This window comes from Neobacillus sp. MER 74 (genome assembly GCF_023714155.1).
This window is the reverse complement of sequence record NZ_JAMAUV010000001.1, coordinates 229,662-247,536: the sequence shown is the minus strand read 5'-3', so window position 1 is coordinate 247,536 and position 17,875 is coordinate 229,662. Positions and strand designations below refer to the sequence as shown.

13 protein-coding genes, 1 tRNA gene and 1 pseudogene are annotated in these 17,875 nt (G+C 38.6%); 11 read left to right on the top strand and 4 right to left on the bottom strand.

Annotated elements, in window-relative coordinates; genetic code table 11:
• Positions 1 to 78: 78 nt before the first annotated feature.
• From M3610_RS01135 to M3610_RS01105, 7 genes are all read left to right on the top strand, one after another.
• The gene (locus M3610_RS01135) at positions 79 to 732 is read left to right on the top strand and encodes a protein kinase family protein (RefSeq protein WP_251456058.1); all 654 of its coding nucleotides are present in this window, start codon (positions 79 to 81) and stop codon (positions 730 to 732) included.
• Between the two features lie 22 nt (positions 733 to 754).
• Positions 755 to 1,219, top strand: a complete 465-nt coding sequence (locus M3610_RS01130; RefSeq protein WP_098571735.1) for a flavin reductase family protein — start codon at positions 755 to 757, stop codon at positions 1,217 to 1,219.
• 108 nt (positions 1,220 to 1,327) lie between these two features.
• Entirely contained in the window at positions 1,328 to 2,137 is an 810-nt protein-coding gene (locus M3610_RS01125) for an ABC transporter ATP-binding protein (RefSeq protein WP_251456057.1), read from the top strand.
• 145 nt (positions 2,138 to 2,282) lie between these two features.
• Positions 2,283 to 3,173: an SCO family protein gene (locus tag M3610_RS01120; protein ID WP_251456056.1), complete on the top strand. Its 891-nt coding sequence runs from the start codon at positions 2,283 to 2,285 to the stop codon at positions 3,171 to 3,173.
• A gap of 45 nt (positions 3,174 to 3,218) precedes the next feature.
• Complete coding sequence (locus M3610_RS01115; RefSeq protein ID WP_098571738.1) at positions 3,219 to 3,404, top strand: 4-oxalocrotonate tautomerase; 186 nt, start codon at positions 3,219 to 3,221, stop codon at positions 3,402 to 3,404.
• A 214-nt stretch (positions 3,405 to 3,618) separates the two neighbouring features.
• The gene (locus M3610_RS01110) at positions 3,619 to 4,800 is read left to right on the top strand and encodes a two-component system sensor histidine kinase NtrB (RefSeq protein ID WP_251456055.1); all 1,182 of its coding nucleotides are present in this window, start codon (positions 3,619 to 3,621) and stop codon (positions 4,798 to 4,800) included.
• Between the two features lie 53 nt (positions 4,801 to 4,853).
• Complete coding sequence (locus M3610_RS01105) at positions 4,854 to 5,609, top strand: class I SAM-dependent methyltransferase (protein WP_098571740.1); 756 nt, start codon at positions 4,854 to 4,856, stop codon at positions 5,607 to 5,609.
• A 95-nt stretch (positions 5,610 to 5,704) separates the two neighbouring features.
• On the opposite strand, the gene M3610_RS01100 is transcribed toward M3610_RS01105, so the two are convergent.
• Positions 5,705 to 6,589 carry a LysR family transcriptional regulator gene (locus tag M3610_RS01100; protein WP_098571741.1) on the bottom strand — a complete coding sequence of 295 codons (885 nt, stop codon included), beginning with the start codon at positions 6,587 to 6,589 and terminating at the stop codon, positions 5,705 to 5,707.
• 168 nt (positions 6,590 to 6,757) lie between these two features.
• Here M3610_RS01100 and M3610_RS01095 point away from each other — a divergent pair.
• The 3 genes and pseudogenes from M3610_RS01095 (at position 6,758) to M3610_RS01085 (ending at position 13,319) form a co-directional block, all read left to right on the top strand.
• Positions 6,758 to 9,659: pseudogene (locus M3610_RS01095) on the top strand (2-oxoglutarate dehydrogenase E1 component).
• Positions 9,660 to 9,728: 69 nt separating this feature from the next.
• Positions 9,729 to 10,985: a 2-oxoglutarate dehydrogenase complex dihydrolipoyllysine-residue succinyltransferase gene (gene odhB, locus M3610_RS01090; RefSeq protein WP_098571743.1), complete on the top strand. Its 1,257-nt coding sequence runs from the start codon at positions 9,729 to 9,731 to the stop codon at positions 10,983 to 10,985.
• A gap of 366 nt (positions 10,986 to 11,351) precedes the next feature.
• Positions 11,352 to 13,319: an acetate--CoA ligase gene (locus M3610_RS01085; RefSeq protein WP_251456053.1), complete on the top strand. Its 1,968-nt coding sequence runs from the start codon at positions 11,352 to 11,354 to the stop codon at positions 13,317 to 13,319.
• A 49-nt stretch (positions 13,320 to 13,368) separates the two neighbouring features.
• On the opposite strand, the gene M3610_RS01080 is transcribed toward M3610_RS01085, so the two are convergent.
• The 3 genes from M3610_RS01080 to M3610_RS01070 form a co-directional block, all read right to left on the bottom strand.
• Entirely contained in the window at positions 13,369 to 14,067 is a 699-nt protein-coding gene (locus M3610_RS01080; protein ID WP_098571745.1) for a pirin family protein, read from the bottom strand.
• A 115-nt stretch (positions 14,068 to 14,182) separates the two neighbouring features.
• Positions 14,183 to 14,256 (bottom strand) — tRNA-Arg (locus tag M3610_RS01075).
• A 62-nt stretch (positions 14,257 to 14,318) separates the two neighbouring features.
• Positions 14,319 to 15,062 carry a YwaF family protein gene (locus M3610_RS01070; protein ID WP_098572226.1) on the bottom strand — a complete coding sequence of 248 codons (744 nt, stop codon included), beginning with the start codon at positions 15,060 to 15,062 and terminating at the stop codon, positions 14,319 to 14,321.
• Between the two features lie 206 nt (positions 15,063 to 15,268).
• Here M3610_RS01070 and mutS point away from each other — a divergent pair, with 206 nt between their 5' ends.
• A complete protein-coding gene (gene mutS, locus M3610_RS01065) occupies positions 15,269 to 17,869 on the top strand; it encodes a DNA mismatch repair protein MutS (RefSeq protein WP_251456052.1) in 2,601 nt (866 codons plus the stop codon).
• Positions 17,870 to 17,875: the final 6 nt, after the last annotated feature.

Below are 17,875 nucleotides of genomic sequence, written 5' to 3'. Positions count from 1 at the left end.
TAAATCTTAATACTAATTATTAGTGTATAATGGCATAAAAGAAATTTCCATTATATTTTGGTTTAGAAGGTGTACATTTTGCAAAAAGCGGAGTATATAAATTTAATAGAAACAGAGCTATTCCCGAAAATACAATTAACGACAACAAGTCCGTTTGACCCAATTATAGTAGAAAATCAATCACAGATCTGGAAAACCATCGGAAGTGGTAATTATGCTGGGGTATTTTCGCTTGATGCAAAGCCAGAATGGGTTGTAAAAGTATATGGTCGAAATCCTGAGGAACTTAAGAAGGAAATTGAAGTATATAAAAGATTAGGAAATCATAAAAGTTATTCTACTCTGTATGATTATGGGGAAAATTATTTAATCTTAAAAAAGCTAGAAGGTATCACTTTGTTTGATGCCCTGGTAAAGGGGGTTCCAATTCCCGAATCAGTTATAAATGATATTGATTCCGGTTTGGATTATGCAAGGTCAGTTGGATTAAATCCCTACGATGTCCATGGGAAAAATGTCGTCATGTTTGAGGGTAGGGGTTATATAGTGGATATATCTGATTTTTATAAAAAAGGATTTTGTAGGAAATGGAAAGATTTAAAAAAAGCTTATTATAAGATTTATTTACCATATATATATAAATATCATCCACCAATCCCTTTTTTTATGGTTGATGCAATGCGGAAAGGATATCGGATGTATCGTCGTTTGAAAAAGAAAGGCAAAAAATAATTATATGTAGCGAGGTGTTATTATGGATGACCGTCAGTTTCGAAACGCAATGGGGAAATTTGCAACTGGAGTAACAGTAGTGGCAACAGAAGTAGCGGGAAATGTACATGGAATGACTGCAAATGCCTTTATGTCTGTTTCGCTTAATCCAAAACTTGTTGTCATATCGATTGCTGAAAAAGCACAAATGCTTGAAAAGATAAAACAAAGCAAAAAGTTCTCGGTCAATATACTTGCTGCAGGACAACAAGAATTATCAATGATATTTGCAGGACAGTTAAAAAATCAACAAAATGTAGTGTTTGACCGTCTTGAAGGAATCCCGGTTTTACCTGGCGCAGTGGCACAAATTACATGTGAAGTATCGGCAGAGCATGTTGAAGGAGATCATACCCTTTTTATTGGCCGGGTAACTAGCATTAACCTGGAAGATTCGGACCCGTTGATTTATTTTAGTGGAAGATATCGATCGCTTCGAGACGAGTAAAAAAGATTCAATAAGTCCTATTTGGTAGGGCTTATTTTTTATTTTCTGAAAATTTGATACAATAATAATAAAATACAACCCATAAATAAAATGAAAGGAGCCATTACAATGGTTTTACAACTCGAAAATGTCTCATTAAGACGAGAAGGAAATTGGATTTTGCAAAATGTAAATTGGCAGATTAATAGAGGAGAAAATTGGGTATTATTTGGTTTAAATGGCTCGGGTAAAACTGCAATCTTAAATTTATTAAATGCCTATTATTTTCCGACAAAAGGGAATGTAACTGTACTGGGCATGGAATTTGGGAAAACGTATTTAAGTGAGAAACTGCGCAAACAGATTGGATTTGTATCATCTTCACTTCAGGAAAAATTTCATTCCGGAGATAACGCATTTGAGGTTGTCTTAAGCGGGGCTTTTGCATCGATTGGTCTCTATGAAACACCCACAGATGAAATGAGGAAAAAGGCTGTTGGCCTTTTGGATTCACTTGGTTGTATTAGATATGCAAACCGAAATTACGAAAAATTATCACAGGGTGAAAAGCAGCGTGTATTAATTGCTCGTGCACTGATGGCAGACCCTTCTTTGCTGATTTTGGATGAACCGACAAATGGATTAGATTTTATTGCACGTGAACAACTATTAGAATCGATTGAAAAAATTGCAAAAGATCCCAATGGCCCAAGCTTGATTTATGTCACCCATCATGTTGAAGAAATCCTGCCTGTTTTCACTAAAACCCTTTTACTAAAAGAGGGTCAAGTTTTTGCAGCTGGGGAGACAAGTAAATTGCTAACAAGTGAAAAGTTAACGGAATTTTTCAATCTTCCAGTACAGGTTGAGTGGAAGATAAACCGTCCATTGCTTACAAGACTACAGGTTGATGAGAAAGATAGAATCAGTACATATTGATGATTAAAGAGGCGTATGAATTCATCATGCGCCTACAATCGTTATTTTGGTTTATGTGTAAAACTTCACAGATTTAAAGAAGATTGTATTATATAGTAAAAGGGAGCTGTGATATTAAAATTATCTGACTGAGAGGTTAGGCACGATGAAAAAATCTTTTGTATTCATATTGAGTCTGATGTTTATATTTATTGCAGGCTGTGGGTCAGCAAGTAACTTAACGATAAAACTTTCTACACCAAAAACATTTACACCTGGAAAAATATATGCGATGCAGTTTTCTGTGGTCGACAAACAGGGAAATCCGGTGGGGGGGGCTAAAGTGAGTGCTGAATTAAATATGAAAAATATGGACCACGGAACAACCCCTGTAGCAGTTAAAGAAATTGGGGATGGCAAATATATTGGAACCGCTAATATAGCGATGAACGGTGATTGGATGGCTACAATAAAAGTAGAACAAGATGGCAAAATTGTTGAGGATGAAAAGCAATTTACTGTTGAGGCAAAAACATTAGCGAATGCCCATAAAGCGACAAAAGAAGTTACTTTACCTGAATTTAAGTTAATGGACCAGAATGGAAATTCAGTAACGAAACAAGATTTTTTAGGGAAAACCGTTGTACTGACCTTTACGTATGTTAATTGTATCGATCCAAACGCATGTCCCATATTATTGGGGAATTTCAGCCATTTGCAGCAGGATCTGAAATCAAAAAGAAGTAAGACAGATAATCTTTTACTTGTGTCCATTTCACTTGACCCTGAAAATGATAAACCAGAAATCATGAAAGAACATGCAAAGAAAATGAATTTTGATTTATCCTACCTGAAAATGCTGACAGGGGATAAGAATCAGATTCAAAACTTGGCAAATACCCTCGGTGAGCATTATGAAAAAAGAGGGTCTGAAGTTTTACATGACAACAAAACGTTTATCTTTAATGGAGACGGAAGGCTGATGCATGAATTTACAGGAAGCATCATTGATCGTGATGAATTATATCAGGATGTTGTTTTCAAATTGGAGGAATAGTAAGATAGCAGCAGCCTGAAGAGTCTAAAAAAAGGAGTATCTACAATGCCAATTATTAATGTTCAAATATTAGAAGGAAGACCAAAAGAGAAAATAGAAGAAGTTATTCACAATCTTACTAATACTGTTTCAGAAACATTAGACGCTCCAAAGGAGAGCATAAGAGTTATCGTTACAGAGATCCCAAAATCCCATTGGGGAATAGCTGGGGTCCCAGTTTCAAAAAGGTAATGGAGAGTATAGTGGTTTTTTGGGGGGAATTAGATCCTTGTAGTCAGCAAAAGTATGTGAGTGCGAAATAACTTGTCATTTAGACTGTCCTTTAACATAACATAAGAGGACAGTCTTTTTATTTATTATGGTAAAATTAATCTGAGGTTTTTGACCGGAAAATCTAGTATAATCATTTGGACAACCTTTAGATAAATGAATCGGAGAGAAATATATGTTTTTTCGTTTAATGTACCATGTCGTCTTGCCTATTTATGTTGTATTTGTGATTTTTTCCTCTACAACGTTGAATAAATCCCAAAACCACTTTTTAATGATTTTACTAGGCATTATTTTTATAATAAGCATTTTTTGGGAAAGGATATATCCACGCTATTTTATTTATATAGCTGCTATTGAGATCATTTCGTTACTATTGTTTCATTTAACAACCCAGTTGAATTGGTGTTTCTCCATTTATATTATTTTACTTAGTAAATTCTTATTTCAAATCAGGGGTGTCCTTAAAGGGATTTTTCTTGGTTTTGTCTTGATTGCCTTTTACACATTAATAAGAATTTCGTATACTCCGGTTGATGCCTATAGCGTACTCGCAGTTGGATCGGACTTCTTAACATCTCTAGCTGTAGTGCTTATCATTCAATACATCATTGAGACAGAGAGAGCAAAAAATCTCCTCAAAGAAGAGAAGAAACGGGAAGAATTACGTTATCAAGAGGAAAAAATGAAACTCTTAGGAGAAATGGCTGGTGGCCTCGCACATGAAATTAGGAACCCTTTGACCATTATCCAAGGATTCATCAAACATTCTAAAGAGCATAATTATAATATAAAACCTTGGTATGACTTAATCCTTAGTGAAGTCAGTAGAATGAATAAGTTAACAGTTGAATTCCTGCAATTTTCAAAACCAAATGTCTCTTTATACCAAACATTTTCCATGCATGAGTGTTTAAAGAGGGTAATCGTATTAACAGATTCCAAAGCCCGTAGTTCGGGACATCAAATCATATACGCGGATTACAATCCCGATCTGTTTTTACCAATGGACTTTGATAAAATGGTACAAGTTTTTGTGAATTTAATAAATAATGCCATCCAATCAATGGTTGAAAATGGAGATATTACGATTCGATTATTAAAAGATGAGAACAAAGCTGTAGTTGAGATTAGTGATAAGGGTGTAGGTATCGAGGATGCAAATCTGGAGAAAATCTTTAGTCCTTTCTATACAACGAAATCTGATGGAACGGGGTTAGGGCTTTCTATTTGTCAGAAAATTATTCAGGATCATGGAGGAACGATTAAGGTGACTAGTATCCCAAATCAAGGAACTAAATTCACCATTTGTTTTCCTTTAAAAAATGAATATCACGAAACTCATGCGGTAAAGTAGAGGTTGCTGTTTTAAAGGCTATTTCATTTGGAACAGAGAGAGAAGGTGGCTTTATGAAATCAAATGATCAATTCACAGGAAAAGCAGAGGTATATGCAAAATATCGTCCCAGCTACCCCCCTGAATATATTGAATATATAATTTCTAAAGCTGGTTTAAATGAGGATAGTATTATTGCAGATATTGGCTCGGGAACCGGAATATTAAGTGGGCAGCTTATTGATAGGGGATTTACTGTAATTGGAGTGGAGCCAAATGATGATATGAGGACAGTTGCAGAACAAGCTTTGAAGACGGATTCCCGTTTTATTTCGATTAAGGGTACGGCTGAAAACACAAGTTTAACTGATAATAGTATAAATCTAGTTACCGTAGCACAAGCATTTCATTGGTTCGACATGGAGCCATTCAAATTGGAATGTCAACGGATTTTACATCAAGATGGAAAAGTTGCTCTTGTCTGGAATAGCCGGGATGGGTCAAGCGATATAAACAAGGAAAGTGCAGAGGTTTGCCAAAGGTACTGCCCAAATTTTAAAGGATTTAGCGGTGGTATGGAGGAAACTCCGATTGCATTTCAGCAATTTTTTAAAGATGGAAAGTATGATTTAAAGTTCTTTCACAATGACCTGCAATTTAATTTAAATGGATTTTTGGGACGATACTTATCCGCTTCATATTCCCCCAAAAAAACCGATGAGGAATATCATCCCTTCCTTACAGCATTATCAAATCTATTTTCCAGATATAGCAATAGTGGGCAAATAGTTATTCCAAATATCACAAGGAGCTATCTAGGTATAGTGTAATTGCTTAACAATTTGTCTCCGAACAACATTTTTACCTAATTAGGGTAGTGAAACAGGTCACGTAGAAGAAGACTACGTGACCTGTTTCACCTCTTTCAATTGTGTTTCCAATCGATTTTTTCGATAAAATTGACAAACGCCTTAACAACATTCCACTCCATAGCTTCTTTATGGTAATACATCCACGTTCTTCGCAAAATTGAATTTCCTTCTTGGTCTTTTAAATTGATTTTGTATATGTCTTCTATCCCTTTGAGTACTCTGCTAGACAAAATGCAATATCCTAAACCATTTAAAACCATTTCCTTACAGGGGTCTACTTGATCGACTTCTATACTTATAAAGGGGGCTTGCGCAAAATTTTCTGCCCACCAATGATCAATGAGTGATTTTAATAGGTAGTCCCCTCGATATTCGATTCTAGGAAGACGAGGCAGGTCCTTCATATTAAATTCATTTTTTGAAGCAATGCAAATAGTTTCCTCAAACAATTGATGTTTCGATAATCCCCGCCAGCCATAATCTCCACGAACAAAGCTGATATGAACGTCTTTATTATGAATAAGTTGAGTTACGTCTCTGCTCCATCCCGTCGTTACTTTGAATTCCACATGTGGATATTGCATTTTAAATAATTTCAAAATATAGGGAAGTTCGTAATTCGCGAAAAAGTTGGAAACCCCCAATTTCAACGTACCTACCACTTGGTCACTTTCGTGATTACTCATATTTTGGACATTTTCTTTTATCTTTTCATAATGTGCTAATGCCTCCTCAGCACAATGAACAAGGTATTCTCCTTGTGGGGTAAAATGCACTCCCCTGCTTTCACGGGTTACGATTTTTACGCCTAGTTCTTCCTGCATATGCTTTAATCGAGTCGTTAATGCGGGTTGAGTAAGAAATAAGAGGCGGGCTGTTTTTGTTAAATTCTTTTGATGATAAAGCACCTTTAGTATTTCCCAGTCACGGTAATCCATTTTTCCACCCATCTATCTGATATTAATATTTTTTATAAGTTAATATTATTTTTTAGCATTTTATTTATTTCAATTATTACATTATCCTTAACCTTAAGCAATTGAAAATTACTTACTAAATAATCTGAAACAGAACATATAAGTAACACAACATTGGGGGAATTGTGAATGGGAGTACAGAAGAACCAGCATAATCCATGGAGGAAATTCAATGGTCCAAACCTTGGCTATGTTATTGAACAATACGAGCGGTATACAAACGGAGAAGAATTGATTGATCCAAAATTAAGAGAGCTTTTTCTAAAATGGGGCTCACCTTTGTCTTTTGAGTCAAGACATACCGAAGAATACCCTAATAATGATTCTTTCAATCCTAATAATTCTACAAATATACAGATAGTACTGAAAGTGGTAAAGCTGCTTGAGAACATTCGTTCTAACGGTCATTTAGAGGCAAACATGAACCCATTAGAGGGGAATGTGCAAAATCAAGAGTTGTTTCATCCAGAAAAACATGGGGTAAGTGAGGAAGAGCTGAAAGCGATTCCAGCCAAACTTGTTTGGGAGGAGGCCCCGGCAGGCATACAAACGGCATGGGATGCGATCAACCATTTAAAGAATATTTATACCTCCACACTAGCCTTTGAATTTAACCACGTGCACCATATGGATGAACAATCATGGTTGACTCAAATGGTGGAAACAGGTTCCTTGCATCGGTCCTTATCAAAAGAAGAACAAAAAAACTTGCTTCAGGGTTTGACAGAGGTTGAGGGATTTGAACAATTTTTGCATAAAACCTTTGTCGGTCAGAAGAGATTCTCCATTGAGGGCGTTGACATGCTAGTACCGATGCTGAATGAGGCCGTGCACGAAGGTGTCGAGGATGGAGCACGTAATGTCGTGATTGGAATGGCGCATCGCGGCCGCTTAAGTGTTCTTGCGCATGTGTTAAACAAACCATACAGCAAGATGTTCTCTGAATTTCTACATTCGTCCGCTAAACAACAAGGTCCTTCAGAAGATTTAGTCGATATTAGTGAGGGCTGGACAGGAGATGTGAAATATCATTTAGGCCGGAATCGTTTCATGGAAGGCCCCGGGAATGTTCGAGCGCGGATTACCTTAGCGAATAATCCGAGTCATCTTGAGTTTGTTGATCCGGTAGTTGAAGGTTTTGCGAGAGCGGCCCAAGAAGAACGGAAAAATGCCGGTTACCCTAAGCAGGATGTTACGAGGTCGTTTGCGATTTTGGTCCATGGTGATGCAGCTTTTCCGGGTCAGGGAATTGTAGCGGAGACCTTGAATTTAAGCGGGTTAAAAGGATATCGAACGGGTGGAACCATCCATATCATTGCCAACAACATGGTAGGCTTTACAACCGATAGCCACGATTCACGTTCGACGAGATATTCGAGTGACTTAGCAAAAGGATTTGAGATTCCGATTGTCCATGTCAATGCGGATGACCCTGAAGCATGTCTGGCCGCTGTTCGTTTGGCTTATCAGTACCGCGCTCGTTTCCAAAAGGACTTTTTGATTGATTTGGTTGGATATCGTCGATTTGGCCACAATGAAATGGACGATCCAGCGGTCACTCAGCCACAGGTATATAAAAAAATTGTGAACCATCCAACTGTAAGAGCAGTGTATGCTAAACAGTTACAAGATAGGGGCATTCTCAATCAGGATGAAGTTGAGCAAATGAATCGCAGTGTGCAAGATATGTTAAAAGTGGAGTTTGAAAAAGTATCAGATAAGACGCAAAGTGAACCTCCAGCAGAAGTAGAGGTTCCGATGGTAATTGCCAAAGGAATTCCACAGTTGGAAACAAGCGTGCCACTTGATACACTTCGTGAAATAAATCAAGATTTACTGAAATGGCCGGAAGGTTTTCATGTATATCCAAAATTAAAGCGGATTTTAGAGCGTCGTGATAAGGCATTAGAAGAGAATGGGAAAGTAGAATGGGCGGTAGCAGAAGTGCTGGCATTTGCGTCGATGTTAAAAGATGGTACACCAATTCGTCTAACCGGCCAAGATTCTGAGCGTGGAACGTTTGCGCAGCGGCACATTGTGCTCCACGATGCGGAAACCAATGAAACGTATTCACCATTGCATCATCTTCCGCAAGCACGAGCTTCGTTTGCGGTTCATAATAGCCCGCTGTCAGAAGCAGCTGTTGTAGGTTTTGAATATGGATACAATGTATTTGCTCCTGAAACACTTGTCATGTGGGAAGCTCAATATGGCGACTTTGCCAACACGGCACAGCCGCTCTATGATCAATTTGTTTCATCTGCAAGGGCAAAATGGGGACAAAAATCAGGCCTAATTCTCCTGCTGCCTCATGGGTATGAAGGCCAAGGTCCGGAGCATTCAAGTGCCCGCCCTGAACGGTTTTTACAGTTAGCTGCTGAAAACAACTGGACGGTGGCCAACCTGACAAGTGCGGCCCAATATTTTCATATACTACGCCGTCAAGCTGCCATCTTAGGATCAGAGTTTGTTCGACCATTGGTGATTATGACGCCAAAGAGTCTGCTCCGCCACCCGCTAGTTGCTTCTACTGGTACTGCACTAAGCGAAGGTCATTTCCAAACGGTTTTGGAACAGCCTGAACTCGGAAAAGTGACAGAAAAGGTAAAGCGTTTAGTGTTAACAACGGGTAAGATGGCCATTGATCTGGCTGTTGGAATAGACTCACAGAAAGAAAATCGAAACCTAGAAGAGGTTCACATCGCTCGAATTGAACAATTGTATCCATTTCCTGAGGAAAAAGTAGAAGCCATCATAAAGCGTTATCCTAACTTGAAGGAAATTGTTTGGGTGCAGGAAGAACCGAAAAATATGGGTGCGTGGCATTATATCGCTCCAACTCTCTTTGAACTTGCTTCTGGCAGACTGACTGTTGGTTACATTGGACGTCGTGAACGTTCAAGCACAGCAGGAGGCGATCCAGCCGTTCATAAGAAAGAACAAGAACGGATTATCCAACAGGCTCTGAACTATATTGAGTCTAATAGATTCTCAGAAACAAGAAAGAGAACTAGTTACTAATTGCATTTAAGGAAAATAATTTAAGTAGAAATACTAACTTAATAGGGGAATTATCAACAAACATAGGAGGATACACCACATGATTGAAATCAAAGTACCAGAACTGGCAGAATCCATTACAGAAGGAACTATTGCTCAATGGCTCATTAATATTGGTGACAAAGTAACCAAAGGGGATAGTGTTGTTGAGTTGGAAACTGATAAAGTTAATATAGAATTAAATGCCGAATACTCAGGTGTAGTTACAAAGGTTTTAAAAGGGCCTGGCGATATCGTCGAAGTAGGCGATGTTATTGCGATTATCGAAGAGAATGAGAATGCAGCTACTGTAGCCAATTCATCTGTTCCAGCAGCTCCGGAAAAATCAGCTGAAGTAGGAACCTTTAATCAACAAAGCACCCAAGCTGAGCAAGAACTTCCGAAAGCTGCAAGCCCGATTGCTTCACCAGCGGCAAGAAAATTGGCCAGAGAATTGGGAATCGATTTAGCGCAAGTAAGCAGCAGGGATCCACTTGGCAGAATTAGACCAGAGGATGTAAAAGCATACACTCCGGCACCTTCAGTTAAAGAAGAGGCTAAGTTGGAAAAAATTAGCTCAAAACCAGCCGTACAACAAATAGATGAAGAGTTTGACAAACCAGTTGAACGGGTGAAAATGTCCCGCCGGCGTCAAACCATCGCTAAACGTCTAGTAGAAGTCCAGCATACAGCAGCGATGTTAACCACTTTTAACGAAGTCGATATGTCGGCCGTTATGGATTTACGCAATCAGCGGAAAGATGCCTTTTATGAAAAACATGGTGTCCGTCTGGGATTCATGTCATTCTTTACCAAAGCTGTAGTCTCAGCTTTAAAGCAATTCCCGCTTTTAAATGCCGAAATACAAGGCGATGAATTGATTATCAAGAAGTTCTATGATATCGGTATTGCTGTTGCAGCACCAGAGGGCTTGGTCGTCCCGGTTGTCCGCGGTGCGAACCAGAAAAACTTTGCCGAAATCGAACAGGATATCAGTAATCTTGGTAAAAAAGCTCGTGATAATGCCCTTACGTTAAATGATTTGCAAGGTGGAACATTTACCATTACAAACGGTGGAGTTTTCGGTTCGTTAATGTCAACGCCAATCTTGAATAGCCCGCAAGTTGGGATTCTCGGAATGCATAAAATTCAAACAAGACCAATTGCGATTGATAAGGAGCGAATGGAAAACCGCCCGATGATGTATATCGCCTTGTCATACGATCATCGAATTGTAGATGGAAAAGAGGCTGTTAGCTTCTTGGCGACAGTCAAAGAATTATTGGAAGATCCACACTCGTTATTATTAGAAGGGTAAGAGTTTCAAAGGATTCATAAATATTGTTTCTCAGACTGTCGACAAATCCGAAGGATTTCGGGTTTTAAATCGGCAGTCTTTTTGTTTGGCTACATTAAACTAGTCTGTTGATTTCCGTTCCAGGCGGCTTCGCTTTCCGCGGGCGGTTCGGGAAGCCCCACAGCAGATGCAGCTAAGGCAGAATTTTACAATATTGAAAATTCAGAATATTTATGTTAACCTTATTGATGTACATCAATGACAGGCTGCTATTTTAGCAGTAATTTTTGTATTACATAATAGTAAAGCGCTTTCATAGATTTAGCGCTGAACTAACCAACTAGTCGGTCACTATGGATTTAATATTTTCAATTTAGGGGGATTTATATGGATGTAAGCGGAATTTTAAAGGTAGTTGCAGAAAGTAAACTTGTATATCCAAGCGAAGAAAAACAATCTATCACCTCAATTGGAAGCAGTAAAGCTTTTCAAGAACTTCTTCAAAAATCCCAAAAAGATCCCGAAGCCTTTTGGAACGATGTGGCGAAAGAGCTATTCTGGTATGAGCCTTGGCAAAAAACAATAAGTGGAAGCCTTCCTGACTTTCGCTTTTTTGAAGGGGGCATCAGTAACCCTTGTGTTAACTTACTCGATCGTCATGTGGAAAATGGTGCTGGAAATCGCACCGCACTGATTTGGGAGGGAGAAAACGGGGACACTAAGTTTTTTACATATAATATGCTGTTAGCAGAAGTAAATCGCTTTTCGAATGTCTTGCGTTCCTTTGGTGTGAAAAAAGGGGATTGTGTGGCGATTTTTCTTCCGAATTTGGCAGAGGCAATAATTGCCGTGCTCGCTTGCTTTCGGATTGGGGCAATTTACAATACAGTATTTTCAGGATACTCCGAAAAGTCATTGAAGGACCGTCTCATTAGCTTTGAGCCAAAGATTATCGTAACGACTGACGCTACGATAAGACGTGGAAACAAAGTTTGCTTAAAGGAAAAAGTGGACAGGGTAATACCAGATATTCCATCCATTGAAGCGGTAATCGTCGTTAATCGCCTTAATTCAGAAATCAATATGACAGAAGGACGGGATTTCTGGTGGGAGGAACTAACTAGAATGGCAAGTATCCATTGTGAACCTGAGAAGCTAGAGGCCAATGAATATGGAATTGTCTTCTATACAAGCGGTACAACAGGAAAACCAAAGGGAGTCGTTCATTCAGGAATGGCCTTTGTAATCCAAAATTACATTTATAGCAAATATCATATGGATCATCATGATGATGATGTTTTCTGGTGTACGGCTGATATTGGATGGTTAACGATGCATATTTGGGGAATTGCGGGCGCACTCGCAAATGGAGTGACCACTGTCGTATATGAAGGATCGATTGACTTTCCAACAAAGGACAGATTTTATCAGGTAATCGAGAAATACCGTGTTAATAAATTGTTTACCGCACCAACTGCTTTACGGATGTTAAAAAGTCTAGGGGAAAAAGTACGGAATCAATTTGACTTATCATGTCTGGATGTCGTTTCCCTAGTGGGTGAACCCTTTGATCCAGAATCATGGCAATGGACGTATGATGTATTAGGAAAGAAAAAAATATGTGTTAATAATACGTGGGGACAAACAGAAACAGCGGGCTGTCCAATTGCTGGTGCCTCATGGTTAACTCCAATGAAGCCGGGATCAGCCGGAATGCAATTTTTAGGTGCAGATATAGCTGTAGTGGATGAAGAGGGAAATCCAGTAAAACCGGGTACGTTAGGAAATTTAATCATAAGAAAACCATTCCCAATGCTTTGCCGCACACTCTGGAAGGAACCGGAGCGCTATATTTCCTCTTATTTTAGTCAGGTAGAAGGAAGCTATTTTGCAAGTGATTTGGCCCTAATTGATGAGGATGGCTATGTATGGGTTGTTGGTCGTTCAGATGATGCATTCAACGTTGCCGGGCATCGTTTAAGTACAATGGAAATTGAAAGTGCAGTTCTTGAATGTGAAGGAGTTGCTGAAGCGGCCGTAATTGGTGTCCCAGATGAAATCAAGGGTGAGGTACCGCTTGTATTTGTCCGGGTAAATGATCTTTCTCTAGGGACTGATGATTTAAAAGAAAAGATTAATGAGCGGATTATACAGCTTATCGGAAAAATTGCCCTGCCAAAATCCATCATCTTCACAGAAACACTGCCGAAAACAGTTAGCGGAAAAATCATGCGCCGCTTATTAAAGGAAATTTTCGTGTCTGGAAAGGTTTCAGGTGATATTACAGGGCTTGAAGATCCAGCAACAGTGGCGCAAATTCAAATGATTATCAAAGAAAGGTCGATAGTGAAATAAAACAAAAAGTCTGATGGGATTTCCATCAGACTTTTTATATATCAAACTACTATGCTTTTTTCATCTCTATTAGTAAGATATGAGAGTTTTTTTCTGCCTTAATTGTGATATCTTCTTCAACAATCTCCATTCCATCTCTATCAGAGAGTTCAATGCCATTAATGACAGAAGTACCTTCTATTTGAACTAAATAAGCCTGCCTGCCTTCTTTAACTGGAAAACTTATATCTTTTCCTTGCTGCAATTCCAAGGAATAGATGTTTGCATCTTGGTTAATCGTAATTTGAGCATCTCCGTCTCTTCCCGAAACCATGTGCAGCCAATTATTTTTCCTATCATCCCAATTGAATCTAAAATCACCATAGGATGGTGCATGGCCATTTTTGTCTGGTAAAATCCAAATTTGTAAAAACCTTGATGTATCTTTGCCTAAATTGTATTCGCTATGCAGTACACCCGTACCTGCACTCATATATTGAACTTGTCCGCGTGTTATTGTATTTTGGTTACCCATGCTGTCACCATGAGTCAACTCACCATTTACCACGTAGGAGATAATCTCCATATTTTTATGTGGATGCGTGCCAAAACCTGTTTGCGGATTAATTAAATCATCATTGATTACACGTAAAACCCCAAACTGAATATTGTCTGGATTATAATATTCTGCAAATGAAAAGTGAAATTTACTTCTTAACCAACCAAGATTACTAGAACCCATATCATTGCTGTTGATTTTTCTTAGCATATTTTTCTCCCCAATCTATTATAAAAAATGTATATACAGAAAACAGTGAAATCAACATTCAGTTATAATAAATCCTAAAAAAAAAGAAACCCTTGATAAATAAGGATTTCTTTGACGTCCCGAAGAGGATTCGAACCTCCGACCTACAGTTTAGGAAACTGTTGCTCTATCCTGCTGAGCTATCGAGACAAGTATTAGGAACGTTATTTATTATAATTTGTTAATGACAAAAGGTCAATAAAAAGTTGATATTATTGGAACGGTAGTTCTCTGGCCATTTCGGTTCCTTTCGAAGTTTTTTCACGGAATATCAACCAAACGATTAAACTGAGCCCAATTAATAAACCTTCCAGTGATAAAATGTACCATGGATAGGGGCCTAGTACATCTAATAAACTCGCACTGTCAGGCTTATGACTTAAGAACATATAATTTCCGCCCACCAGCTTATTGATCAACATAATGATTGGCATAAGCACATTTAAAAAGATACATAATTTTAAGACGGACCAAATTGTCGGCCGGTAACCTTTTGCCCATGTAAAATAAAGCGGCACCCAGATTTCCATCAGATGTGTATAAAAGAAATGGAAAAACCGAAAATGTGGGAAGTCATAATTTAAAGCTGGAGTGAATAATGCCTGTGATGCGCCTAATAAAGCAGTAAATAATAATATCTCGTAGATAATTCTTTTCCTTGTCAGCAACAGAAGGACGGTTAATATTAAACTAATGCTGCATAACTCCAATGGAATAGCGTGACTAACATTCCAACTGCCATTTATAATCATCCAAAAATGATAGGTCAATTCCATGATGATGAGAGTGATAGCGATACCGATCTCGGTTCGCCGTCTTTGCCTAGCATTCAGTTTATCTCTATTAAGATAGATTATGCTGGAACCTAGGATTAAGATGGTAATAATTACAAAATGACTGGTTGAAAACATGTCAAAATCATAGTTTGTGAAACTGCGGCCAAACACCCCATCCATAACTCCACCACCTAATTCGGCTAATGTACCTTTACCTTTTCTAATTATATTCGATGGAATTGCTTTTACACCTCTTCAAAAATATAAAATAGTTCCATTTCACTCCGTTCTATAATTAGGATTTTTCTTCCTAATAAAGTCCTCTAGAAGTATGGTATAATGATTTGTCGAAGAAAATCGAAAGTCTTTTTTTAGTGGAGGTCATTATGGCTGCATATACGCCGATGATACAACAATACTTAACCGTTAAGGCAGATTACCAAGATGCCTTTTTATTTTTTCGCTTAGGCGATTTTTATGAAATGTTTTTCGATGATGCCATTAAAGCATCACAAGAATTAGAAATAACTCTAACAAGCAGACAAGGTGGCACGGATGAACGGATTCCGATGTGCGGCGTTCCCTATCATTCTGCACCTAACTATATTGAACAGCTCATTTCAAAAGGCTTTAAAGTGGCGATTTGTGAGCAGGTTGAAGACCCGAAGCTGACCAAGGGTATGGTGAAAAGGGAAGTTGTCCAATTAATCACGCCTGGTACAGTGATGGAAGGGAAGGGGTTATCGGATAAAGAGAATAATTATATTGCCTCAATTACCCAATTTGATGATGAAACCTTTGGTTTCGCCTACAATGATATCTCAACTGGTGAAAGCCGAGTCACACTCCTATCGAAAAATTTTGATGAGGTCCTAAATGAGTTAGCCGTTCTAAGTGCGAAGGAAGTAGTTGTTGCGAGCAACTTTGACGGTGAATGGCAAAAGAAACTTCGGGAACGTGACGTCTTAGCGATTTCATTTGAAGATAATAGTTCAATAGATATGAATTTTTCTCATTTGCTAAAAGATTTGAATCAAGAAAAGCTAAAGCAAACAATGGCGCGGCTTTTTCATTATTTATACCGGTCGCAAAAAAGAAGTTTGGATCATCTACAGCCAGTCACCACCTACCAAATCCATCAATATATGAAAATTGATTACTATTCCAAACGTAATCTTGAATTAACAGAAACGATTCGTTCCAAGGGGAAAAAAGGTTCATTATTATGGCTTCTTGATGAAACGATGACCGCAATGGGCGGCAGGATGTTAAAGCACTGGATCGACCGGCCGTTAATTAGCCAAACTGACATTGAATCTCGTCAAGCGATTGTGGAAGTCCTAATATCACATTATTTTGAGCGTCAAGAACTTCGTGAAAAGCTAAAGGAAGTTTATGATTTAGAACGATTAGCAGGAAGGGTTGCCTTTGGGAATATCAATGCCCGTGATTTGGTTCAATTAAAGCGCTCATTAATGCAGGTTCCCTTTTTACAACAAATTTTACAAGGCATGCATAATGAACAAGTGAACAAAATCGCCGAACTGCTGGATCCTTGTGAAGAAATTACAGATCTGTTGGAGCAGGCGATTGTTGAAAATCCACCGCTTTCCTTAAAAGAAGGGAATATGATTCGCGATGGGTACAATGCCCAGCTCGATCAATATCGTGATGCCAGCCGGAATGGAAAAACGTGGATTGCTCAGCTGGAACGGGAAGAACGTGAGAAGACCGGTATTAAGTCACTAAAAGTTGGTTATAACCGTGTATTTGGTTATTATATTGAGATTACACGTGCAAACCTCCATCTGTTAGAAGAAGGACAATACGAACGGAAACAAACATTATCCAATGCGGAACGGTTTATTACTCCGGAGTTAAAAGAAAAAGAAGCATTAATTTTACAAGCAGAGGAAAAAAGCAGTGAACTGGAATATGAATTGTTTACGGAGATTCGCGAGATTGTAAAAGAACAGATTCCGCGTTTACAAGCATTGGCAAAAACGATTAGTGAAATGGATGTCCTTCAGTGTTTCGCTCAGGTAAGTGAAGACCGCCATTATGTTAAACCACAGTTTTCCATGGAGGGTCGTGTCTTTGTTAAAGAAGGCCGTCATCCCGTGGTAGAAAAGGTATTGAACGCCCAGGAATACGTCCCAAATGATTGCTTCATGGACAACGACCGGGAAGTTTTATTGATTACAGGCCCGAACATGTCGGGGAAAAGTACCTATATGCGTCAAGTCGCTTTGGTTGCGATACTAGCGCAAATCGGCTGTTACGTCCCAGCCTCCGATGCGGTCCTGCCCATTTTTGATCAAGTATTTACCCGGATTGGTGCAGCCGATGATTTAATTTCCGGACAAAGTACTTTTATGGTTGAAATGCTTGAAGCTAAAAATGCGATTTCAAATGCTACACAAAACAGCTTAATCTTATTTGACGAAATCGGGCGTGGTACCTCCACTTATGATGGGATGGCCCTTGCACAAGCAATCATTGAATACATTCATACCAATATTGGGGCAAAGACTCTTTTTTCCACCCATTATCATGAATTAACGGTTTTAGAGGAAGAACTATCTAAGCTGCAAAACATTCACGTTAGTGCGATTGAGCATAATGGAAAAGTCGTCTTTCTTCATAAAATAAAAGAAGGACCAGCTGACAAGAGTTACGGAATTCATGTCGCTCAGCTGGCAGGACTGCCTTCTGACTTAATCAGCCGTGCGAATGAAATATTAACTGCGCTAGAGCAGTCAGATTCCCAGGAGGTCAAGCCGAAAACAGAAGTAGTGGAGGTAGTTCACGTAGAAGAACAGCCTGCTCAACTTTCTTTCTTTGACGAACCGAAAGATGTGAAGAAGCAAGAGTTATCTTCTAAAGAGAAGCGTGTGATTGATAAAATGAAGGAATTAGATATATTGGATTTAACACCACTTCAAGCAATAAATATGTTGTATGAGCTCCAAAAAAAGTTAAAGTAGGGGGTG

Bases quoted from the DNA above. Each gene is read 5' to 3' on its own strand.
- M3610_RS01125 (WP_251456057.1), top strand. From the start codon at position 1,328: ATGGTTTTACAACTCGAAAATGTCTCATTAAGACGAGAAGGAAATTGG.
- M3610_RS01115 (WP_098571738.1), top strand. From the start codon at position 3,219: ATGCCAATTATTAATGTTCAAATATTAGAAGGAAGACCAAAAGAGAAA.
- mutS (WP_251456052.1), top strand. From the start codon at position 15,269: ATGGCTGCATATACGCCGATGATACAACAATACTTAACCGTTAAGGCA.
- M3610_RS01110 (WP_251456055.1), top strand. From the start codon at position 3,619: ATGTTTTTTCGTTTAATGTACCATGTCGTCTTGCCTATTTATGTTGTA.
- M3610_RS01070 (WP_098572226.1), bottom strand. From the start codon at position 15,062: ATGGATGGGGTGTTTGGCCGCAGTTTCACAAACTATGATTTTGACATG.
- M3610_RS01130 (WP_098571735.1), top strand. From the start codon at position 755: ATGGATGACCGTCAGTTTCGAAACGCAATGGGGAAATTTGCAACTGGA.
- M3610_RS01120 (WP_251456056.1), top strand. From the start codon at position 2,283: ATGAAAAAATCTTTTGTATTCATATTGAGTCTGATGTTTATATTTATT.
- M3610_RS01085 (WP_251456053.1), top strand. From the start codon at position 11,352: ATGGATGTAAGCGGAATTTTAAAGGTAGTTGCAGAAAGTAAACTTGTA.
- odhB (WP_098571743.1), top strand. From the start codon at position 9,729: ATGATTGAAATCAAAGTACCAGAACTGGCAGAATCCATTACAGAAGGA.
- M3610_RS01100 (WP_098571741.1), bottom strand. From the start codon at position 6,589: ATGGATTACCGTGACTGGGAAATACTAAAGGTGCTTTATCATCAAAAG.
- M3610_RS01105 (WP_098571740.1), top strand. From the start codon at position 4,854: ATGAAATCAAATGATCAATTCACAGGAAAAGCAGAGGTATATGCAAAA.
- M3610_RS01080 (WP_098571745.1), bottom strand. From the start codon at position 14,067: ATGCTAAGAAAAATCAACAGCAATGATATGGGTTCTAGTAATCTTGGT.